The 20,715-nt window shown below is 56.3% G+C and carries 26 protein-coding genes; 13 read left to right on the top strand and 13 right to left on the bottom strand.

The features are described from left to right. Positions 1 to 10 precede the first annotated feature (10 nt). Complete coding sequence (locus ACR0EV_RS22055) at positions 11 to 1,381, top strand: MATE family efflux transporter (protein ID WP_480802057.1); 1,371 nt, start codon at positions 11 to 13, stop codon at positions 1,379 to 1,381. Here ACR0EV_RS22055 and ACR0EV_RS22050 read toward each other — a convergent pair. Both ACR0EV_RS22050 and ACR0EV_RS22045 read right to left on the bottom strand, forming a co-directional pair. Beyond that, positions 1,378 to 1,779, bottom strand: coding sequence for a hypothetical protein (locus tag ACR0EV_RS22050; RefSeq protein WP_480802056.1), 402 nt, complete (start codon positions 1,777 to 1,779; stop codon positions 1,378 to 1,380). The two genes, ACR0EV_RS22055 and ACR0EV_RS22050, sit on opposite strands and share 4 nt — an antisense overlap. Positions 1,780 to 1,781: 2 nt before the next feature. Then, positions 1,782 to 2,984 (bottom strand): pyridoxal phosphate-dependent aminotransferase, encoded by a 1,203-nt coding sequence (locus ACR0EV_RS22045; protein ID WP_480802055.1) that lies wholly within the window; start codon positions 2,982 to 2,984, stop codon positions 1,782 to 1,784. Between the two features lie 92 nt (positions 2,985 to 3,076). Between ACR0EV_RS22045 and ACR0EV_RS22040 the strand changes: the two genes are divergently transcribed. From ACR0EV_RS22040 to ACR0EV_RS22030, 3 genes are all read left to right on the top strand, one after another. Beyond that, complete coding sequence (locus tag ACR0EV_RS22040) at positions 3,077 to 3,469, top strand: helix-turn-helix domain-containing protein (protein ID WP_171090907.1); 393 nt, start codon at positions 3,077 to 3,079, stop codon at positions 3,467 to 3,469. Positions 3,470 to 3,498: 29 nt separating this feature from the next. Continuing rightward, positions 3,499 to 3,723: a succinate dehydrogenase assembly factor 2 gene (locus tag ACR0EV_RS22035; RefSeq protein ID WP_171091216.1), complete on the top strand. Its 225-nt coding sequence runs from the start codon at positions 3,499 to 3,501 to the stop codon at positions 3,721 to 3,723. A gap of 78 nt (positions 3,724 to 3,801) precedes the next feature. After that, the gene (locus tag ACR0EV_RS22030) at positions 3,802 to 4,299 is read left to right on the top strand and encodes a MarR family winged helix-turn-helix transcriptional regulator (protein WP_480802054.1); all 498 of its coding nucleotides are present in this window, start codon (positions 3,802 to 3,804) and stop codon (positions 4,297 to 4,299) included. On the opposite strand, the gene ACR0EV_RS22025 is transcribed toward ACR0EV_RS22030, so the two are convergent. The 3 genes from ACR0EV_RS22025 to ACR0EV_RS22015 are packed head-to-tail and all read right to left on the bottom strand — an operon-like array spanning position 4,300 to position 6,136. Beyond that, entirely contained in the window at positions 4,300 to 5,013 is a 714-nt protein-coding gene (locus tag ACR0EV_RS22025) for a DUF1194 domain-containing protein (protein WP_480802053.1), read from the bottom strand. Next, complete coding sequence (locus ACR0EV_RS22020) at positions 5,010 to 5,711, bottom strand: DUF1194 domain-containing protein (RefSeq protein WP_480802052.1); 702 nt, start codon at positions 5,709 to 5,711, stop codon at positions 5,010 to 5,012. Before ACR0EV_RS22020 ends, ACR0EV_RS22025 begins: the two co-directional genes overlap by 4 nt. After that, positions 5,708 to 6,136: a VOC family protein gene (locus ACR0EV_RS22015; RefSeq protein WP_480802051.1), complete on the bottom strand. Its 429-nt coding sequence runs from the start codon at positions 6,134 to 6,136 to the stop codon at positions 5,708 to 5,710. Before ACR0EV_RS22015 ends, ACR0EV_RS22020 begins: the two co-directional genes overlap by 4 nt. 176 nt (positions 6,137 to 6,312) lie before the next feature. On the opposite strand from ACR0EV_RS22015, the gene thyX reads away from it, so the two are divergent. Together thyX and ACR0EV_RS22005 are read left to right on the top strand one after the other, a co-directional pair. Then, on the top strand, positions 6,313 to 7,221 hold the full coding sequence (thyX, locus tag ACR0EV_RS22010; protein WP_480802050.1) for an FAD-dependent thymidylate synthase: 909 nt from the start codon (positions 6,313 to 6,315) through the stop codon (positions 7,219 to 7,221). Positions 7,222 to 7,293: 72 nt separating this feature from the next. Next, positions 7,294 to 7,590, top strand: a complete 297-nt coding sequence (locus tag ACR0EV_RS22005) for a hypothetical protein (protein WP_480802049.1) — start codon at positions 7,294 to 7,296, stop codon at positions 7,588 to 7,590. A gap of 85 nt (positions 7,591 to 7,675) precedes the next feature. On the opposite strand, the gene ACR0EV_RS22000 is transcribed toward ACR0EV_RS22005, so the two are convergent. Then, positions 7,676 to 7,882 (bottom strand): cold-shock protein, encoded by a 207-nt coding sequence (locus ACR0EV_RS22000; RefSeq protein ID WP_008758035.1) that lies wholly within the window; start codon positions 7,880 to 7,882, stop codon positions 7,676 to 7,678. A 214-nt stretch (positions 7,883 to 8,096) separates the two neighbouring features. On the opposite strand from ACR0EV_RS22000, the gene ACR0EV_RS21995 reads away from it, so the two are divergent. Both ACR0EV_RS21995 and ACR0EV_RS21990 read left to right on the top strand, forming a co-directional pair. Beyond that, positions 8,097 to 8,414, top strand: a complete 318-nt coding sequence (locus ACR0EV_RS21995) for an ArsC/Spx/MgsR family protein (RefSeq protein ID WP_480802048.1) — start codon at positions 8,097 to 8,099, stop codon at positions 8,412 to 8,414. A 41-nt stretch (positions 8,415 to 8,455) separates the two neighbouring features. Next, on the top strand, positions 8,456 to 8,824 hold the full coding sequence (locus tag ACR0EV_RS21990) for a hypothetical protein (RefSeq protein WP_480802047.1): 369 nt from the start codon (positions 8,456 to 8,458) through the stop codon (positions 8,822 to 8,824). Position 8,825: 1 nt separating this feature from the next. Here the strand turns inward: ACR0EV_RS21990 and ACR0EV_RS21985 are convergent, their stop codons facing one another. The 5 genes from ACR0EV_RS21985 to thrS form a co-directional block, all read right to left on the bottom strand. Beyond that, entirely contained in the window at positions 8,826 to 9,353 is a 528-nt protein-coding gene (locus ACR0EV_RS21985; RefSeq protein WP_480802046.1) for a DoxX family protein, read from the bottom strand. Next, the gene (locus ACR0EV_RS21980) at positions 9,350 to 10,111 is read right to left on the bottom strand and encodes an HvfC/BufC family peptide modification chaperone (RefSeq protein ID WP_480802045.1); all 762 of its coding nucleotides are present in this window, start codon (positions 10,109 to 10,111) and stop codon (positions 9,350 to 9,352) included. The genes ACR0EV_RS21985 and ACR0EV_RS21980 overlap by 4 nt, the downstream gene beginning before the upstream one ends. Continuing rightward, positions 10,108 to 10,965 (bottom strand): MNIO family bufferin maturase, encoded by an 858-nt coding sequence (gene bufB / locus ACR0EV_RS21975; RefSeq protein ID WP_480802044.1) that lies wholly within the window; start codon positions 10,963 to 10,965, stop codon positions 10,108 to 10,110. Before bufB ends, ACR0EV_RS21980 begins: the two co-directional genes overlap by 4 nt. 73 nt (positions 10,966 to 11,038) lie before the next feature. Then, positions 11,039 to 11,341: a BufA1 family periplasmic bufferin-type metallophore gene (locus ACR0EV_RS21970; RefSeq protein WP_171090883.1), complete on the bottom strand. Its 303-nt coding sequence runs from the start codon at positions 11,339 to 11,341 to the stop codon at positions 11,039 to 11,041. A gap of 221 nt (positions 11,342 to 11,562) precedes the next feature. Then, on the bottom strand, positions 11,563 to 13,506 hold the full coding sequence (gene thrS, locus ACR0EV_RS21965) for a threonine--tRNA ligase (protein ID WP_480802043.1): 1,944 nt from the start codon (positions 13,504 to 13,506) through the stop codon (positions 11,563 to 11,565). Positions 13,507 to 13,721: 215 nt separating this feature from the next. Here thrS and ACR0EV_RS21960 point away from each other — a divergent pair, with 215 nt between their 5' ends. From ACR0EV_RS21960 to ACR0EV_RS21945, 4 genes are all read left to right on the top strand, one after another. Then, positions 13,722 to 14,471 (top strand): alpha/beta fold hydrolase, encoded by a 750-nt coding sequence (locus tag ACR0EV_RS21960; RefSeq protein WP_480802042.1) that lies wholly within the window; start codon positions 13,722 to 13,724, stop codon positions 14,469 to 14,471. Continuing rightward, positions 14,471 to 15,463, top strand: coding sequence for an alpha/beta hydrolase (locus ACR0EV_RS21955; RefSeq protein WP_480802041.1), 993 nt, complete (start codon positions 14,471 to 14,473; stop codon positions 15,461 to 15,463). The genes ACR0EV_RS21960 and ACR0EV_RS21955 overlap by 1 nt, the downstream gene beginning before the upstream one ends. A gap of 44 nt (positions 15,464 to 15,507) precedes the next feature. After that, on the top strand, positions 15,508 to 16,122 hold the full coding sequence (locus ACR0EV_RS21950; protein WP_480802132.1) for a hypothetical protein: 615 nt from the start codon (positions 15,508 to 15,510) through the stop codon (positions 16,120 to 16,122). Between the two features lie 84 nt (positions 16,123 to 16,206). Beyond that, positions 16,207 to 16,923, top strand: coding sequence for an alpha/beta fold hydrolase (locus ACR0EV_RS21945; protein WP_480802040.1), 717 nt, complete (start codon positions 16,207 to 16,209; stop codon positions 16,921 to 16,923). Here ACR0EV_RS21945 and ACR0EV_RS21940 read toward each other — a convergent pair. After that, complete coding sequence (locus ACR0EV_RS21940) at positions 16,914 to 17,501, bottom strand: DUF6151 family protein (protein WP_480802039.1); 588 nt, start codon at positions 17,499 to 17,501, stop codon at positions 16,914 to 16,916. The genes ACR0EV_RS21945 and ACR0EV_RS21940 overlap by 10 nt on opposite strands. A 6-nt stretch (positions 17,502 to 17,507) precedes the next feature. Beyond that, complete coding sequence (gene phaZ / locus ACR0EV_RS21935; protein WP_480802038.1) at positions 17,508 to 18,779, bottom strand: polyhydroxyalkanoate depolymerase; 1,272 nt, start codon at positions 18,777 to 18,779, stop codon at positions 17,508 to 17,510. Between the two features lie 111 nt (positions 18,780 to 18,890). Here phaZ and ACR0EV_RS21930 point away from each other — a divergent pair, with 111 nt between their 5' ends. Beyond that, entirely contained in the window at positions 18,891 to 20,693 is a 1,803-nt protein-coding gene (locus tag ACR0EV_RS21930) for a PHA/PHB synthase family protein (protein ID WP_480802037.1), read from the top strand. The last annotated feature ends 22 nt before the right edge of the window (positions 20,694 to 20,715 follow it).

The raw sequence follows: 20,715 nt of genomic DNA, 5'->3' as shown, positions 1-20,715 counted from the left end.
GGCTGGTGCAATGACAAAAGTGATGACATACCCCGCCCATTTTCGGGCGATCGCCGTGCTTGGCTTGCCGCTGGTCGGTGGCCATCTGGCGCAGTTTGCCATCGGTTTGACCGATACCATCATGCTGGGCTGGTACGGGGTCGAGGCACTGGCTGCGGTCACGTTGGCCAGTAGCTATTATTTCGTGCTGTTTTTGTTTGGGGCCGGGTTCGGCTGGGCGGTCATGCCAATGGTTGCCACTGCTGCGGCGGAAGGGGACGAAACCAGCATTCGACGCTCGACTCGTATGGGGCTTTGGCTGTCGTTGCTCTACGCAGTAGTGGTCATGCCATTGCTGTTGTGGTCTTATCCAATCCTGATCGCCATGAAGCAGGAGCCGCAGGTTGCTGAAACAGCATCCGAATATCTGCGCGTTGCCGGTTGGGGGTTGTTTCCGGCCCTTATCGTGATGGTGCTCAAATCCTACCTTGCGGCTTTGGAGCGAACGCAGATCGTGCTCTGGATCACAGTCGCGGCGGCATTTGTGAACGCAGTGACCAACTATGCGCTGATCTTCGGCAATTGGGGCGCACCGGAATTGGGTGTGATGGGTGCAGCAATCGCCTCAATCGCAACGCAGGTTGTTTCGCTGATTGCTGTTGTCATCTACGTGGTTCGAACGCTGCCGGAACACAGCCTTTTCCAGCGTTTCTGGCGACCGGATTGGGAGATGTTCGCCAGCGTGTGGAAGCTTGGGGTTCCCATTGGTCTGACCACGTTGGCCGAGGTTTCATTGTTTGCCACATCAGCTGTGATGATGGGGTGGTTGGGACAGGTTCCGCTGGCGGCACATGGGATCGCGCTGAACCTAGCGTCGGCCACGTTCATGGTGCATCTTGGGTTGTCAAACGCCGCCACCATCCGGGCCGGTAATGCGCTGGGACGCCGGGATCGGGCGCATCTGGAGAAAGGCGCAATTGCGGTGACGGGCATGTCGCTGGTTATGTCTGTGGTGACCGTCATCCTGTTCCTCACATACGCCGAACCGCTGATTTCCCTGTTTATGGAGGCAGATGATCCGCAGCGTGGACAAATCCTTGCCATTGGAACCGGATTGCTTGCCATGGCGGCGTTGTTTCAGCTGGTGGACGGCGCGCAGGTCATTGCGCTGGGCCTGTTGCGCGGGCTGCAAGATGCAAAGATTCCCATGGTCATGGCAGCACTCAGCTATTGGGTCGTAGGTATCCCGGCGTCGTACTATTTCGGTTTCGTTCGGCAGATGGACGGCATTGGTATCTGGCTGGGGCTCGTGCTTGGCTTGGCCTTTGCTGCCGTGCTTCTCATGGCCCGGTTCTGGATGCATTCGGTGCGCCAAATGCCAGCAGCGGCTGAGCCTGCTTAGTCTTTACTCAGCCGATCTGCTTTTTTCCGAACCAGAACGGTGCGCAGGTCATGCATCGCCATCAGTAGCCTGTCTGTCACATTCTCAAGCTGGGCGTCGGTTGCTTTGGACTGAACCCATTGTGTGGTTAGGTTCAGATGGTCGATGGCACGGTGTATGTCGTCAATGTCACGCTGCGCCAGCAAGGCCCGGCGCTCTTCCATCCATTGGGCGATTTCTGCCTGATCACGCTCTGAAAGGGTCCGCTGCCCCTGCGGTTTGACGTCACCGTTGCGAATGTTGATGACTGCGATCTGGTCCATCTCAATCCGGCGTTGGCGATTTTCGGTATCGACCCGAAACACTGCAGCCCCGTTTTCACGGATGCGAAAGTAATATTCGGGAAGATCGGCAGACATGGTCACCTCAGTGATGCACAGAAACGCTGAATGCGGCTGCAGGCCTCGGTCAGCGCCGCATCGGACGTAGCGTAGCTGACCCGGAAATTCGGCGAAAGACCAAAGGCAGCGCCGAAGACAACGGCAACATCTGCCTCTTCCAACAGGGCTGTGGCAAACGCTTCGTCCGTGTCGATGACCGTTCCGGCAGGTGTTGTTTTGCCGATCAGACCGGCGATTGACGGATAAACATAAAACGCACCCTCTGGCGTCGGACAGCTGACGCCGTCGATCTCGTTCAGCATCCGCACAACCAGATCGCGGCGGCGTTTGAACATCTCGTTGTTCGGGGCCAAAAATTCCTGCGTTCCGTTCAATGCCTCAACAGCGGCCCACTGGCTGACTGAACAGGGGTTTGAGGTGGATTGAGACTGGATTTTGCGCATTGCCGCGATGATCTCGACCGGACCCGCCGCATAGCCAATGCGCCAGCCTGTCATGGCGTACGCTTTGGAAACCCCATTGCAGGTGAGTGTTCGGTCATACAAGCCGGGTTCCACTTCGGCAGGCGTGCAAAACTCGAAACCGTCATAGGCAAGGTGTTCATACATGTCGTCCGACATGATCCAGACATGCGGATGGCGCATCAGGACGTCGGTCAGCGCCTTCAACTCGTCACGGCTGTAACCGGCACCCGTCGGGTTCGAGGGAGAGTTGAAAATGAACCATTTTGTCTTTGGGGTAATCGCAGCTTCAAGCTGTTCTGCGGTAAGCTTGAAACTGTTCTCCAGCGTTGTCGCAACCGTGATCGGCGTACCGCCTGCAAGCGTCACCATGTCCGGGTAGCTCACCCAGTAGGGCGTGGGGATAATGACCTCGTCACCTTCGTTCATTGTCGCCATCAGGGCGTTGTACAGCGTTTGTTTGCCGCCGGTTCCGACCGAAATCTGAGCCGGGGTGTAGTCCAGGCCATGATCACGCTTCATCTTGGCGCAGGCCGCTAGTTTGAGCTCGGGAATGCCGTCTGGCGCGGTGTACTTGGTTTTTCCTGCCGCAATAGCAGCAACCGCGGCGTCTTTAATGTTCTGAGGCGTGTCGAAATCCGGTTCTCCCGCGCTCAGACGGATGACGTCGCGACCGGCGGCCTGCAGTTCAGCTGCCTTGGCTGTCATGGCGATGGTGGGCGAAGGTTTAACGCGTGACAGTGTCGCAGACAGGAAACTCATGGTCGGCCTCGGTTTGTATGTTCAACCTGACTGTCATAGGGTGCGCCCGAAAGACGTTCAAGCCGTATAGAAACTCTGAGTTGGAGATCCGAATGACTGATGAAAACGACTGGTATGGTCCGGATTCTGCAACATTTGGGGACCGTCTGGCCGGCGCGCGCGAAGCTGCCGGAATGACCCAGGCGCAATTGGCGCGACGCCTTGGTGTCAAAAAGGCAACCGTTGCTGACTGGGAAAACGACCTGTCCGAGCCGCGCGCAAACCGCCTGTCGATGATGGCTGGGATGGTCAACGTTTCGATCATGTGGCTTTTGACTGGCGAAGGCGAAGGTATGGACGCACCGGTGGACGAGGGCGAAGGCGGAATGGAGTTATCAACTGCCGTCGCTGAGTTGCGTGCCATTCGCGGTGAAATGCGCGCCTGCGCCGAGCGCGCGGCGCGGCTTGAAAAGAAAATGCGTCTGATGTTGGAGCAACGACATTGAGCGAACAGCGGGATGTGCGCATCAAGCGTATGAAAATGCGCTCGATGCGGCGCGGGATCAAAGAGATGGATATTATTCTTTCCGCTTACGCGGATCGTAATCTCGCCGATATGGATGACGCCGGATTGGACATCTATGACGCGTTGCTTCATGAAAACGATCAGGATCTCTATCAATGGGTAACAGGGCAGGTTCAGCCCCCCAGTCAGTTTGCCGATCTCGTTTCTGATATCGCACAAACGTTTCAAAAATAAAGACAATTCAAGCTTAACCGATTTTTCGGATTTTCGGTTCATCGTGTCTCAAACAGCACGACTGAATCGGAGGGTCGGATGAGTATGGAAATGAAGGTCTACGGACCGGAAACCAAGGGGTTCATGACCAGCTACCTTGAGGCGCTGGCCCTTGTGGAACGATTGCACCGGTTGCTGCTGGACGTCATCAAGGATGAGTTTGAGCGCGTCGGTGTTTTGGAAATCAATGCTGTGCAGGCGCTTTTGTTGTTCAATATCGGTGATCATGAGGTCACAGCCGGTGAACTGAAAAGCCGTGGCTACTATCAGGGCAGCAATGTCAGCTACAACCTCAAGAAACTGGTTGAGATGGGATACATGCACCACCAACGCTGTGAGATCGATCGCCGCTCGGTGCGCGTACGCCTGACGCCGCAAGGCCGGGAGATCCGGGATATCGTCTCGGATTTGTTTGCCCGCCACGCCGAAGGCTTGCAGGGACGAGGCGTGCTGGAATTGGATGGCATCGAAGATATCACAACCTCTCTGCGCCGCGTGGAACGGTACTGGACCGATCAGATCAGGTATATTTATTGATCAGGGGCGCGCATCTGACAGAACGAGGTTGTCCAACTCTCGGATCAACTTGCGGGTCATGGCCTCTGCATAAGCCTCAAACCCCAACGCGACTTCAACGAACGCGTTTGGACCGGAAATAACCCAGGTATTGTAGTAAGCCGAAAGCTCTCCGACTTGAACGTAACGGCGGTCTCCTGAACTTGGATCATCTGCACCGATAACAAGCCCGTTGATCGTAATGCCGCTGCCGCGCAACGCTGTTCTGACATCTCGGGGATGGGGCCCAAGGTTGTGTTTGCCATCACCTGAGAGATCCAAGGTTTGCCGCCAACACGTCTTTTGCTGGTTCAACAATTCAGCTCCAAATGCCATCGCAGACCCCACTGCCGTTCCTTCTGCCGTTGACCGCCTCGATGTCTGGATAAGGCGCGTACTGATGGTGTTCAGATCGGCCAAGGTTTGGATATCAGTCCAGTTGAGCAGCACCCTTTCGTGCCCTGGTTCTGTCCATTCATAGACCGCCAACCTCATGGATGTTGAACCATTCGCCAGCATCAGTTGACTGACCTCAGGATCGCGCAGAGCAGCGGCCAGACCCTCAAGCTGCAACCTGTATTCACCGCTATCGACAGATGCCGACACATCCAGACCCAAAGCCAAGGCATGGCGACATTGTGCAAAGGCGGGCCCTGAAATCAGGCAGAACAAAATGACCAACAAGCGCGTCTTCATTGGTCGTACACCTGCACTGCACCAATTTGCAGCCCGCTCAATTCCCGTTCCAGTTTTCTGCGCATCGCGCGTTCGAAGTCTTCAAATCCTTGTGCGACTTCCAAAAAGGCGCCCGGGCCATGCAGGACGTTGTTTTCGAAAAAAGGGATGAGAAAAAGTTCTCCTTCGAAATCTGCGGCGTTTATCACCAAACCATTGACGACGATGTCATGACTAAAGAACCGCTGATATGCGATCTGTGGTCCATAACCGTCATTATTGGATCCGTCTCCTGACAGATCGATGGTGCGAAACAGGCACGAAGGCGCGGTTTGGAACAGTTCGGCCCCAAACCGTAAGGCATGGCCCATAGCCGTGGCCGAGCCTTCGTTGGACCGGATCGACTGACTTATCCGGGTCGCTGCAGCCACCAGATCTCCGTGATTTTCAATCAAGCGCCAGTTTAGGATAACATGCTGTGTAGACTGCCCGCTCCATTCATAAACGGCCAGCGCAACAGGTAGAGGAGATGAGAAGAATGCGTCTTGCACTTCAGGTGCCAGAAGCGCTGCGGCCAGTCCCTGTCGCTGCAAAATGTCTTCCGCGTCGTCGACCGAAACCGAAATGTCCATCGCAAGTGCAAGGGCCAAACGGCATTGTTCAGCCTGCAGAGGGCCGGCCAACAGGGCCAACCCCATCGTTATGATCCACCGGATCACCAGTGGCCGGTGCTCTCCATGCTGGCCCAGGGCTCGGCTGGTTCCAGCGCGTCACCGTTTTGAAGCAACTCGACCGAGATGTTGTCCGGAGAACGGACAAAGGCCATGCGACCGTCGCGTGGCGGGCGATTGATGGTCACGCCGTTGTCCTGCAAATGCTGGCAAACCTCGTAGATGTTGTCGACACCATATGCTAGGTGGCCAAAATGGCGGCTGTCGCTGGGCAGTTTGTCATCGCCATCCCAGTTGTACGTCAGTTCGATTGGGGCGTCCACCTGCCCCGGAGGCGCCATGAAGATCAGCGAGAATCGCCCGGCCTCGCTGTCGTATCGACGGGTTTCCTTAAGACCCAGCAGCTCAAAAAACGCCATGGACTTTTCCAGGTCCTTCACGCGGATCATAGTGTGCAGATACGTCAGCGCCATCGTGGCCATCCTCTTTCGATTTGTTTTGCCAGCAACTTAGCGCACTGGTTTGACGTGTCGAGTGCACCTTGCGGCCGAAATAAAAAATTGCGCGGGTTGCGGCATATATCGCGGTTCCGGTGCTGCCGGAAGCGAGATATAGTAGGGGGCGACTCATTGCCAGAAAGGAAGATTTGATGCCGCTGTCCGCTGACCAACAGGCCGAGATCGAGGAGCAACGCGCGCAATCGCATCCCACACGTCGCGTCGTTTCAGCGGGAATGGAAGACCATTTGTACACCGCGCATCAAGTTCTGGATCACGGTTTTGTCCGCGTGATCGACTATATGGGCGATGACGCCGCGATCTGTCAGGCGGCCCGTGTGTCTTATGGTAAAGGCACAAAATCGGTTCAGAACGACGAAGGGTTGATCCGGTATCTGATGCGGCACTGGCACTCGACCCCGTTTGAGATGTGCGAAGTCAAACTGCACGTGAAACTGCCGGTTTTCGTGGCGCGCCAATGGATTCGGCACCGGACGGCAAATGTGAACGAATACTCCGCGCGGTACTCTATTCTGGACCGTGAGTTTTACATCCCCGCACCTGAACATGTGGCGGCGCAGTCCGAGGTGAACAATCAGGGCCGTGGATCAACGCTGGAAGGTGAAGAAGCCGCGCGCGTATTGGAGATACTGAAGGCCGACAGCACCCGCTGCTACGACAATTACGAAGCCCTGATCAGTCAGGACGGGCAACAGGGTTTGGCGCGTGAGTTGGCCCGGATGAACCTTCCCGCTAATATCTATACGCAATGGTATTGGAAGGTTGACCTGCACAACCTGTTCCATTTCCTGCGCTTGCGCGCGGACCCTCATGCGCAATACGAAATCCGCGTTTATGCCGATGCGATGTGCAAGATTGTCGCCGACTGGGTGCCGTTTGCTTACAAAGCGTTCGAGGATTACCGGTTGGGCGCAGTCAACCTGTCTGCTCAGATGGTAGAGAGTCTTCGGAACATGCTGGCGGGCGAGACGGTCACGCAAGAAAGCTCGGGCATGACCGCCCGTGAATGGCGTGAGTTTGAAGCGATCATCCGCAAGTAACGGCCGCTGACGCATAGCTTTTGTCTATACATCTTGTCATGGAACCGTTACATTGGTTCCATGATGCGAATTTTGAAACCCGCTTTACTGTGTCTGGTATCAGGCGTGGCTTTGCCCGTGCAGGCGCAGTCACCTATCGCTGAAATTCTGTGTGAACCCACACCCAGGTTGCACGAAAAGCTCAAGGGACAGTTCCGCTCCGAGCGCGTGGCAACCGGTATTCGCGGACCTGAGCAAATCATGGAGGTCTGGTCAAACCAGCGCGGCGATTGGACGATGGTCGTGACCTATGCAACTGGGACGTCCTGTATTGTTGCCATGGGCGACAACTGGATTGCTCATGACAAGCCGAAGCCCGCGCGAGGGTAATGGAACAAATCCGGTGGGGGGCGGGTGACGGCCGGAAATTGGCCGCCATCCTAAGATGTTTCAACCCGCGCAGTGCGGGGTGTCGTTACAACGGCTTTAAATCAGCTGCCATTTGGCGGCCGTCGCGTCCGTCCTGCAACTCGTACGAGACTTTTTGGTTGTCTGCGAGTCCGGTGAGGCCGGACCGTTCTACGGCCGAGATATGAACAAACACATCTTTGCCCCCTTCATCAGGGGCAATAAATCCATAGCCTTTAGTGGTATTGAACCATTTCACGGTGCCGGTTGGCATGTCCCGTGTCTCCTTCTACTTACGCATTGTCCCACAAATTGGTGGGGGCTGTGGTCAGCGTCATCGTAAACCCCACTGTTTCGCGTTTGCACAACAGTCCAATTTACATGTTTCGCCTTTTTCAACATTGCACGGTGAAGTAAAAAATCAAGAATAACTGCCAAAAACTGGCGTGATTGCACAAAATCGAAGCACGAGCAGGAGTATCAAAGAAATGAATCTATATGGGCTAAAGACCTGTGACACCTGTCGTAAGGCACTGAAATCTTTGCCAGATGCGATCTTTTTCGACGTCAGAAGTGACGGCGTGCCGGAGCCGGTGCTGTCGCAAGCTTTTGCTGAGTTCGGCAATGCTCTGCTCAATACAAGATCAACCACCTGGCGGGGTTTGGATGAGACACAGCGCGCAAAAGCACCGCTGGAGCTTTTGAAAGAACATCCAACACTGATGAAGCGCCCGCTGATCGAGGATAACGGTAAGCTGCTGTTGGGGTGGACCGCTGAAACGCGCGGTCAGCTTGGCATTTCTTAAACGGGTGCTTATCTGCCAAGGGTCAAGAATGAGGATTATCTATGCGTAATGCCGCAATGATTTTGGGCGTTATTGCCGGGCTGATCGGCATGATCGTCGGGTTCTTCGGATATGCCAGGGTGGTTGTGGTCGACCATGTCGGCGAGATCGACGGCGTCCTGAGCCAAGTCGACAACCCCGGCCTGATACAGGCCCTCTCGATCATCGCGCCCTTGCTGGCGGTTGCCGGTGGGGCAATGGCGCCTGCACGGGCTCTGATCGGTGGGGTTTTGTTGCTGATCTCAGCAGGTGCGATGTACTACGCATTTGGGTTTGGTGTCTTTACCATGTTCCCAATTGCCTTCGCCGGCGTGGCGGGCGTGCTTGGGCTGGCGGCAGGGAAACCGGATCAGCCCAAGGCACATTTCTAGATCACTTCAGGTTCAGGATCCGGTCAACCGAAAGCGGGCCTGAGCCATGAATGACAATCACAGCCAGCAGGAAAGTCCAAAGCGTCCGGTCATCCAGCAAGCTTACGTTGTTGGTGAAGTAGCTGCCCAACTCGGTCCCGTGGCCGGTCACATCCACAATGGTCTGGACCCAAACAAACCCAATCATGCCCAAGGCCGCAAATCGCGACAGCAGACCGATGACGATCAGAGCTGGCAACAGAAATTCGGCCCATGTGCCTGCGACGGCCACTGCCCAATGGAAGATGCCCAGTTGCGAGCTGTCATAGCTGACGGCTTCCATCGCTTTGGGGAAAATTTGCACGTAGGCTCCATCCGATGGACGCAGAAACCCAAAGATACCGCTGCCTAGCTTGGTTGTTGCCGAGTTCCAGTAGTACACAAGCAACGTCGCGGCAAATACCAAACGAGCCAAGCTTGGTGTGAGCCAGCCGGAGGTCACGCCCAACCGTCCCAGGGTGTTGTTGTGCAATGAGATCAGCGCAGTCATGTCTTCGGCCTTTCGATAGTCACAGAGGTTATTGCACCGCCCTGTAAAAGCAGTGCCAGAGTGGTTCCGAGGTCAAATTCGGGTGTTTCAGCAGCGGTTTTCTCAAACGCCGATCCGATCTTTTCCCCATTTTGCATATGCGCGATCCAGCTCGCCCCGCCCACTGGCAGCAAATGAGGTTCAGGGTCGTATTCGGGGCGCGTGATCAGCACATCCTCGGCTTGCGGTTGAGGCTTCGGGGCTTCAGCCACAGAGTTAAAGCGCCAGATCGCATGAATGGGCCATTTCGACCGGATCACTTGCATGGAAGGGGCAAACTGCAACCTAGCCAGCATGACCTGTTCGGGGTCTACAGCCAATGCCTCAGCCGGTGCAGGTTGGCTGTCGGCCGCGTGATAGGACTGGCGCAAGGCCAGTTCCAACCGGGCTATGTCGGGCAGGTAGCCAAGATGCGAAAGCTGCTGCATCCCCGCCAGAAAATCGGGAAACGCTTCGCCGTAGAACATCATAAGCGGTGAGGATGGCGGATGCTGGCGCAAGAAAATCCCGGCCAGCCCGTCCATATTCTGAGTACCCAACAGTTTAGCGATCACAGGGAACGCCTGATGCATCGCTTCGGTCAGAGAAACGGCAACGTTGTTGCGGTAGACGCTGAACCTGCGCCCAGCCGGTTGCGCGTCGGCGTCCAGCAGACCGGATGGAACCGGCGCGGAAGCATCCATCATGGCGGCGCGAAACTCGGACTGAGATACGCTCATGCTGGTACCCGCTCCAGTGCGGTCTGAGCGCGAACAGCTTCTTCGCGCAACACCGGCCAGTCGGGTACATCGGTGTCCCACTCGACCAGCAGCGCCTTGGGGCCCGACCGTTCGAGAACATAGTCGAGCAAGGCCCAGACCGGATCGACAACTTCGCGCCCATGGCTGTCGATCAGCAATTGATGGCCGTGATCATCTTCGTCCTCATCATGGCCTCCAAGATGGATTTCACCCACCTTTTCAATCGGATAGGCGTCGATATAGCCTTGGGGCGAGAAGTCGAGGTTGGTGGCCGAAACAAAGACGTTGTTCACATCCAGCAACAAGCCACAGCCAGTGCGTTTGGCAATCTCTCGCAGGAAATCGGGTTCCGACCAGGTGCTTTCTTCAAAAGCCAGATAGCTGGACGGGTTTTCAAGCAGCATCTGCTGCCCAACGGTGTCCTGCACTTGACCGATGTGCTCGCAGACCCGCGTCAGCGTCTCGTCTGTGTAAGGAAGCGGCAGGAGGTCGTTGTAAAAATGGCTGTCGTGGGTGGACCAGGCCAGATGTTCGGAAAAGCTGGCGGGTTTCAGCCAGCCGATCAGGTGTTTCAGCCGGGCAAGGTGATCTGGGTCCAAGGGGCCTTCGCCGCCGATTGAAAGCCCAACGCCATGGACTGAAATCGGAAAATGTTCGGACAGGTGGCGCAGCTGAGCCAAGGGGCGCCCACCATCGCCCATATAATTCTCGGCGTGAATTTCCAGCCATGCAACAGGCTGCGCGTGGTCAAGTATCTGAGCGAAGTGTTGCGGCTTGTACCCCACACCCGGCGCTGCGGGCAGGCGATTCGAGCGGAGCGCATCATCCAACATGGGTCAGTTCCTTGATCACGAAAGGGAAGGGGCGGGCGATCTGGCCCGCCCCTCTGAATTCGTTTGGTCGACCTTATGCTGGCAGGTCACGATCCAGTGCTTCCAGCGAACCTTTCCGCGGGGTGCCGTCTGCTTCGGCCGGCAGTTCGATGTCCGCGCAAGTTCCGGCGTCAACCAGGGTCCATGCGTTGCCCTGATAGTCTACGGTCGAGGTGCCCGCGCACGTGGTGCCGGGACCTGCGGCGCAGTCGTTCTGACCGGCCAGCGATACGCCATAGCACTTTTCTTTGGCTTGCGCGGTTGCTGTGGTTGCGGCGCCCGATACGGCGGCTGCGACTGCGGTTGCGATAACCAGGGACTTAGCTGTGTTCGACATCTCGGTAATCCTCTTGATGACAGGGTATGTCTGCTTGTGACACTGACAAAACTAGTGGCTTGTCGGCCAGAGTTGAATTCACGAGCCCGTGTCTCACAAGCGCGTCAGGGGGCGGCACGCCCTCTTGAAGCCTAATACATTGTTTTTGATGAAGAAAGGGTGAAATGTTACAATCCGGCCCCGTTTCAAGGGCCGGATTTCCAGCGATATGCCGCTGATTGTTACAGCAGATCTGGTGGTGTGGCGGCTTGCGACAGCTCATTTGTTACAACATCAAGCGGTTGAACCTGCGTCTGTTTTTCACCCAGACGTCGGACACTGACGGTGCGTTCTTCTACTTCGCGATGACCAACAGCCAGAATCACCGGCACTTTACTCAGCGAATGTTCGCGAACCTTGTAGTTGATCTTTTCGTTGCGAATATCTGCTTCAGCCTGGATACCAGCCGCTTTCAATGTGTCGACGACTTCCTGCACATAGGCATCCGCCTCTGATGTGATCGAGGCCACCACGACCTGACGCGGGGCCAACCAGAATGGCAGCTTGCCTTCCCAGTTTTCGATCAGGATACCGATGAATCGCTCCAGCGACCCAAAGAGCGCACGGTGCAGCATGACCGGTGCTAGCTTCTCGCCCGATTGGCTGACATAGGTCGAGCCAAAGCGCTCTGGCAGGTTGTAGTCCACCTGCAAGGTGCCGCACTGCCAATCGCGACCGATGGCGTCGCGCAGAACATATTCCAGCTTCGGTCCGTAGAAAGCGCCTTCGCCTTCGAAGATCGTGTAGCTCATTCCAGCCCGATCAAGCGCAGTCTTCAGCGCACCTTCGGACAAGTCCCAGCTTTCATCACTCCCGATGCGATTGTCCGGGCGGGTCGACAGTTTGACGTGCACGTCTTCAAAGCCGAAATCCTTGTAGATCGAAAGGATCAGATCGTTGACCTTCAGACACTCATCGGTCAGCTGCTCGGGCGTACAATAGATATGCGCGTCGTCCTGAGTGAAGCTGCGCACGCGCAAAAGACCATGCAGTGCACCCGAAGGCTCGTACCGATGCACTTTACCGAACTCTGCAATCTTCATCGGCAGCTCGCGGTAGCTGCGCAGACTGTGATTGTAGAGCATCATGTGACCAGGGCAGTTCATCGGCTTGAGCGCATAGTCGCGGTCGTCATGTGTCTTGGCGAGAAACATGTTTTCCATGTAGTTGAACCAGTGACCCGAGGTTTCCCACAAGGCGCGGTCCATGATGTCAGGGGTGTTCACCTCGACATATCCCGCCGCTTCCTGACGGCGACGCATATAGGCGATCAGGTTCTGGAAGACGCGCCAACCAGCAGGGTGCCAGAACACTGAACCCGGTGCGTGCTCTTCAAAATGGAACAGGTCCATTTCCCGGCCCAGTTTGCGGTGGTCGCGCTTGGCGGCCTCTTCCAGCATGTGCAGGTGGGCTTTCAGCTTTTCCTTGCCGGTAAAGGCCACGCCGTAGATGCGTTGCAGCATTGGGCGGTCGCTGTCGCCGCGCCAATACGCCCCTGCAACAGACATAAGCTTAAACGCGTCGCCCGGCACCTGGCCGGTGTGCTGCAGGTGCGGGCCACGGCACAGGTCCTGCCAATGACCGTGCCAGTACATGCGCAGCGGCTCGTTGCCCGGAATGGATTCGATCAGCTCAACTTTGTAGGGTTCGTTATTGGCGGTATAGAACTCGATCGCGCGCTGACGCTCCCAAACCTCGGTGGTCACGGGGTCACGCTTGTTGATGATCTCTTTCATTTTTTTCTCGATCAGGCCGAGATCTTCGGGCGTGAAAGGTTCCGCCCGGTCAAAGTCATAGTACCAGCCGTTTTCAATCACGGGGCCGATGGTGACCTTGGTGGCGGGCCAGATTTCCTGAACGGCGCGCGCCATGATGTGCGCCAGATCGTGGCGGATCAGCTCATTGGCTTGTTCTTCATCCTTCATGGTGTGGATGGCGATCTGGGCGTCAGCGTCAATGGGCCATTGCAGATCCCAGTGCTGGCCATCTACCGTGGCCGAGATGGCCTTTTTGGCCAGAGAAGTTGAAATATCGGCAGCCACCTGCGCAGGCGTGACGCCTGCGTCGTAGGTACGTGCATTGCCATCGGGAAAGGTGAGAGAGACGGATTTTGAATCCAGGGCCATATCGGCTCTCCTCGTCGGTTTGGCGCCCACTGAACGCCCGGTTGCGGGTTATTTGCGTTCGGCTCGTTTGGCAGGTGGTTGATCCTGTGTCAAGGGCAGGAGCGAGGGGCCAGCCCCTCGCGCACCCCGAGGTATTTAGTGCCAGATGAAGAGGAATCCGGGAATTGCACTTGGGTACGTGGCGTGCATGATGCTGCGAAAGGAAAGAGGATTTCATGGCAGCAACAAATTTTCTGGAGACGGCGCAAGGTCGCCGGTTGGCCTATCACAAAAGTGAGGGCGCGGGACCGACCATCGTTTTCCTGGGCGGGCTGAGTTCGGATATGGAAGGCACCAAGGCCGTACATCTGGAGGCCTGGGCACAGGCGCGGGGGCAGGCGTTTTTGCGGTTTGACTATTCGGGGCATGGTGAAAGCTCGGAAGCGTTTACCGATGGGTGTATCGGTGATTGGCACGAAGATACTATTGCGGCCGTGACGGCGCTGACAGATGGGCCGTTGATTGTTGTGGGATCCTCCATGGGTGGGTGGCAGGCGTTGTTGTTGGCCAAAGCGATGCCGAACCGGATTGCGGGCATGGTCACAATTGCTGCTGCGCCGGACTTTACAGAAGACGGCTACTGGGCGGCATTCAGCGATGAACAAAAGGCGGAGCTGGACAAAGTTGGTCAGGTGGAACTGCCTTCTGACTATATGGAACCCTACATCATCACAAAACGAATGATCGAAGACGGGCGGCAGCGATTGGTTCTTCGGGATCCGCTTCATCTGCCTTTCCCGGTGCGCTTTCTTCAGGGAACGGCGGACACGGCGGTGTCGACGGAAACCGCGGTGCGGCTGTTGGATCACGCGACCGGGCCAAATATGCGCCTTTTGCTGGTCAAAGATGCGGACCATCGCTTTTCGGACGGCCCCTGTCTGGGGCTGATTGAAGACGCGGTGCTAGATGTGGTGGGAGGCAACTGATGCGGCGTTTGGGCTGGTTGCTTGGGCGGTTTCTGTTGGCGCTGATTGTCGTCGGCGGCCTCTTCTATTGGTTTGGGCCGCGCGAGGAGGTGGATTTGCACCCAACATTCGACTCTCGCAAGTTTGGTGAGGGTGTTCAGGTCTATTTCGAAAGCACTGAATCAGCTTTTGACGATATTGTTCCAGGCGTTGAGAAGCGTGTGGTCTGGCAGGAGGGTTTCAAGGAGCAGCGCACACCTTACTCTGTGCTCTATATCCATGGGTTTTCTGCAAGTTCCGAAGAAATTCGTCCGGTGCCTGATCTGGTCGCCGATGCGCTTGGGGCAAACCTTGTCTACACGCGCCTGCAGGGTCATGGCCGCGATGGATCTGCCATGGCGGAAGGCACGGCCACAGGTTGGATGCAGGACACTGCCGAGGGGTTGGCTGCGGCACGGGCGGTTGGCGACAAGGTGATCGTTATTTCAACCTCTACCGGTGGTACTTTGGCGGCGGCTGCAGCGCTTGACGCGGATCTCAGCAAAGATGTTGCCGCAATGGTCTTTGTGTCGCCGAATTTCGGCGTGAATACAACCGCGGCATGGGTGCCGACGCTGCCATGGGCCCGGGATTGGTTGCCGATCCTTATGGGGCCAGAGCGTGATGTGTCCGGGCCGGATCCAGAGAAGAACACGTATTGGTCCGCCGTCTATCCTTGGGAAGCCGTCGTTCCGATGTCCGTTCTGGTTGATGTCGTTTATGCGTTGGATTTTTCCGAAGCTCTGGTGCCGGCCTTGTTTTGGTTTTCGGACGATGATCAGGTTGTGCGTCCCGACAAGACACATAACGTCGCCGAGGGTTGGGGCGCTTCAGCAACGGTCGAGTTGGTCACAATGGGGCCAGGAGACGATCCCGCATCACATGTCATTGCCGGGCGGCTGATGTCGCCGGGGCAGACCGATGCCGCCGTTGAGGGTATCCTGACTTGGTTGAAAGAACTGGGGATAGAGTAAAGCCCAACCGGAATTGAGGAGGCAAAATGCGAAAGCCGGGCAGCATGTGGAGTCTAGAGACCTTGGGTCGCGTTCGCTTGTCCCGGCATTTCTTCATGCGCGATTTTCTGTATTCGGAGATCGGCAATTTCCACCAAAAGCAGAATATTCCCGACAATCCGGACCTGGCGATCGAAACGGGGCGCGCGTTTTGCGAAACACTGCTGGACCCGTTGGAGGAAACCTTTGGCCGTGTCGCCGTGCGATCGGGGTACAGGTCGCCGTCGTTGAACCGGTTCGGCAATGAAAACCGGCTGAACTGTGCCCGCAATGACAACCCGCTGGAATGCCATATCTGGGATCGCGGCGAAGGCGATGCGCGGATTGCAGGAGCTTCTATCGTCATCCCCTGGTTTGCGGATCAATACGCGCAAGGGCGGGACTGGCGGGATCTTGCGTGGTGGATGCACGATCACCTGACCTATTCCGAGATCTGGTTTTTCCCGAAGCTTTGCGCATTCAATTTGGTGTGGCGGCCTAAACCGCTGCGCAGGATTGATAGCTATATCGACCCGCGGGGTTGCCTGTTGAAGCCGGGGGCGGAGCCCGATGAAGACAGATCCAAACGGCAGCTCCGGTACGCGGATTTCCCTGCGTTTCGCGCAATCGCCTATCCGTAAAGTTTCCCTTGCCCGATTGTGGCAAACCTTACATCCTGGCGGAAAAGGAAAGGGCTCGGAAAACCGAGTAAATGGAGGCCCCGCGTGATCGAGCCGCTGGTGTTCTTGCCTGGGTTGATGTGTGATGCCCGATTGTTTCGCCCTCAGATCGAGTTGTTATCGCGTGCGCGGTCTGTGACTGTCGCACCTGTGTCTGGCGGCGAACGAATTGAAGAAATCGCCTCGGGGCTGCTCGATCAACTGCCACATCGTTTTGCCCTGGCCGGGCACAGTATGGGTGGCGTGGTAGCATTGGAATTGGTTCGCAGGGCACCGGAGCGGGTTTCTCGCCTGTGTTTGATGGCCACTGATGCGCAGGCCGACACACCGCTAATGGCGGCCAGTCGGGAAGATTTGATCATTGGTGCGCAAGGCGGTCGTCTGGAAGAGATGATGCGCAAACTTGTGGGATCCGACGCCTTGGCGCCGGGGCCTCGGCGCATCCCCATCCTGAACGATCTTTTGGCGATGGCAGAGGGGCTGGGGGCCGAAGTGTTCGTGCGCCAGATGCGAGCCTTGCAACGCCGCCCTGATCAGCAAGCGGCATTACGGAAAATCAAGGTGCCGACACTGTTGCTGTGCGGCGCGCATGACACTCTTGCACCGGTCAGGCGACATTCGTTTATGGCTGATTTGATACCGGAGGCCGAGATGCTCGTTCTTCAAAACGCAGGGCATCTTTTGACCCTCGAAGCGCCTGACCACGTGAACGAAGCCCTGCAAACTTGGCTGAATGCTCAGTTGCGGTTCGACTATGGATAGAGTGCTGCGCGTTCATCTTTCGTTATCAGCAAGGGCGTCACAACGGGTTCGCCGGATTTCGAGTCGAAAAACGGTGTGTTCCTCCAGCGCCCAGACAGACGCGAAGCAGCAACGCGGCGTATCAGACCGAAGGCTGCAAACCTGATTTTTTCGTGTTTCTGTTTTCCGTCGGGTTGGGGCACAAACCCGCGCGTTGTGACAGGCCCCAGGACCGAAATGTTATCGGTGATCCTGCGAACCAGAAACCCGGCAAAGGGAAAGCTTGCACGTGGTGGCGTTGTTGCCAGCGGGGAATTGCAGCAGCTTGTGTACCATCGCAGCATCCCGTTGGGGCCAAGCTTCATTGCGGCCAGAAATTGACCGCCGGTTGAGATTTCGATCTCCTCCGGTGCCATCTGCAGTATGTCGACAGGTCCGGGGGCTGGGTCAGGTTGCTTGAAATACAGCTGTGCGGCGCGGCAGTCGTGGCAGAAACAGGCGACATGAGTCCCTTGCTGAACGCCCCTTGTGGAAATGTGCCCTTGCAAATTTCCGCACTGGCAGGAAAAGGCGAGGCCGCTATGCGCAGGCTCGCTCATTCCGTTTTACGCGACTTTGTTTGTGTTGGCAGCGCGGCGACGTGGCTTGCGGCTGTTTTCATTCATGAAATCAATCACAAGCGGGCGGATGTTGTCACGCCAGCTTCGGCCTGCGAAGATACCGTAATGACCTGCGCCGGGTTCCACATGGCTTGCCTTCTTGCTGTCGGGCAGACCAGTGCACAGATCAAGCGCGGCGATGCACTGACCGGGTGCTGAAATATCGTCATTTGCCCCTTCGACAGTTTTCACTGCCACATCCGTGATCTTGGACATGTCCACCTTGTGACCGGCAACAACGAACTCGTTCCGCGCAATCTCGCGGTTCTTGAAGACACGCTCGACGGTCGAAAGATAAAACTCGGCGGTCATGTCCATGACGGCCAGATATTCATCATAGAACCGGTTGTGGGCATCCATGTCCGAGGCTTCGTCCCGGATGACTCGCTGGATCTGATCCGAAAATGCCTTGGAATGGCGTTCGGCGTTCATCGACATGAACGAGGCAAGCTGCAAAAGGCCGGGATAGACCATGCGACCCACGCCTTTGTATTTGAAGCCGACACGCTGGATCATCGTTTCTTCCAACTGACCCATGGTGACGCGCCGTCCAAAATCGGTCACGTCGGTGGGGGTCGCATCCGGGTCGACCGGACCGCCGATCAGGGTCAGTGTGCTGGGTTGCGCTTTGGGTTCCACCTCGGCCAGGTAGGCAGTGGCCGCGAGGGTCAGAGGAGCCGGTTGGCAGACTGCAACAACATGCGTGTCAGGACCCAGCTCTTTCATAAAATCGACAAGATAGAGGGTGTAATCCTCGACATCGAACTTGCCCGCAGACACAGGGATATCGCGCGCATTATGCCAGTCGGTGATGTAGACTTCGCAATTGACCAGAAGGCTTTTGACGGTCGAACGCAGCAGCGTTGCGTAGTGGCCCGACATGGGCGCAACCAGCAGCACCTTGCGCGGTTGTTCTTCGCGGCCGTTGACGCGGAAATGGACCAGATCGCCGAATGGGCGCTCCAGAACAGTTGCAATCTCAACCAGATGGTCCTTGCCGTCTTCGCACGTAAAGGTACGAATACCCCAGTCAGGCTTCACGACCATGCGCTGGAACGTACGCTCAGTCACCTCACCCCAGGCTGCCATCCAGTTGAAAGCCGGGTTGGGTACCATCGAAAACATCGGGTAAGAGGCCATCGCGCTGGCCGTCGCACCAAGCCATTGGTTGGTGTTGCGCATGGTTTCCATAAGGTCGTAGGTCATCATGTAGCGCATAAATGGGGCCTCCTGAGTGTCAGCCTGAGAGTTCGGACCATTCGTCGCTTTGCCCCCCAGCACCCACGACGTTATTCTGCATAGCAGCGAGGTTAGGGGGGAATTGTTAAAATGACAACTAGCGAAGACCAAATGCCAGACGTATCAGACGAACACATTGAACGCCTTAAAGAAAATATGGACAAGGTCGAACAGCTCTCGAAGCGTTTGATTGAGGTCATGGCTACTAAAAAGCCGCACACCCCCGCGCTGGATGGCCCGAATCAAGAGCTTTTCGCACGAGCAGCAACGGCATATTGGGCCGAAGCTTGGCAAAATCCCGCCAAACTGTTGGAACAGCAGATAGAATTCTGGGGAAAGTCTGTTTTGAACTTTGCGGAAGCGCAGCAGGCATTGACCCAAGGTGAAGTGGAAGACGAAAACCCCACCCCTGGCGACAAGCGTTTCTCGAATCCCTTGTGGGAAACCAATCCCTATTTCCGTTTGATCCGACAGCAGTATCAAACCAACGCCCAGGCTATTGCGCAAGCTGTCGCCTCGGTCGACGATCTGGATACCAAGGACAAGCAGCGCTTGCAGTACTTCTCGCAGCAGATCATCGACATGATGGCCCCCACCAATTTTCTGGCCACAAATCCTGACGCCCTTCAAAAGGCGGTCGAGACGGAAGGTCAATCCTTGATTCAGGGGTTGGAAAACCTTGTTTCCGACCTGGAGGCCAATGATGGCGAGCTGGTTGTAAAGCTTGCAGATGAAAACGCGTTCGAGGTCGGCGGAAACCTGGCAACCACACCAGGAGACGTGGTGTACCGCAACCGGATGATGGAACTGATCCAGTATAAGCCTGCGACGGAATCCGTGTACGAGACACCGATCGTCCTGTTCCCGCCCTGGATCAATAAGTTCTATATTCTGGACCTGAAAGCGCAAAACAGCCTGATCAAATGGATCACCGATCAAGGGTACACCTTGTTCGTCGTCAGTTGGGTCAATCCAGACGAAAGCTATGCCGAAACCGGCATGGAAGATTACATTCAGGACGGCTTTTTGACGGCAATCGACGTCGCCAAGAAAATCTGCAAGGTCAAGCAAGTCAACGCGGTCGGCTATTGCATTGCGGGCACCACGCTCAGCCTGACTTTGTCGCTGATGAAGCAGCGCGGTGACAAGTCTGTAAAATCGGCCACACTGTTTACGGCGTTGACGGATTTCTCCGATCAGGGTGAGTTCACGCCTTTCCTGCAGAACGACTTCATTGATGGCATCGAGCAAGAAGTGAACAAGGAAGGTGTCCTTCGCTCGTGGATCATGGCGCGTACCATGTCGTTCCTTAGGTCACGCGACCTTGTCTATGGACCGGCCATTCGCAGCTACATGATGGGAGAGGTGCCTCCGGCGTTTGATTTGCTGTACTGGAACGGCGATGGTGCGAACCTTCCGGCCAAAATGGCTGTGCAGTATTTGCGTGGACTGTGTCAGCGCAATGAATTCGCAACGGACGGTTTTGAGTTGATGGGCCACAAGCTGACGTTGAACGACGTAGATGTGCCGTTGATGGCCATCACCTGCGAAACCGATCACATCGCTGCCTGGAAAGACTGTTATCGCGGTGTCCAAAAAATGGGTTCGCGGTCGAAGACTTTCGTGGTTTCAGAGTCGGGTCACATCGCCGGTATTGTGAACCCGCCGAGCAAGAAGAAATATGGGCACTACACCAATCCGGACCTGAAAGCGGATTCTGATACCTGGCTGAAAGAAGCAGATTTCCATCAAGGATCGTGGTGGCCCATGTGGGACGCCTGGCTGAAGAAGCGGTCCGGCAAACAAGTGCCAGCACGCGATGCAGGCGATTCGGACCACCCAAGCCTTGCACCCGCTCCGGGGACCTATGTTTTGGCAAATCCAAACGCCTGATTTCATTTTGAAACTTAATTTT

It is taken from the genome of Ruegeria sp. CF8 (assembly GCF_056537285.1).
The sequence above is the reverse complement of the archived record's forward strand: the minus strand, read 5'-3'. Positions and strand labels throughout refer to the sequence as shown.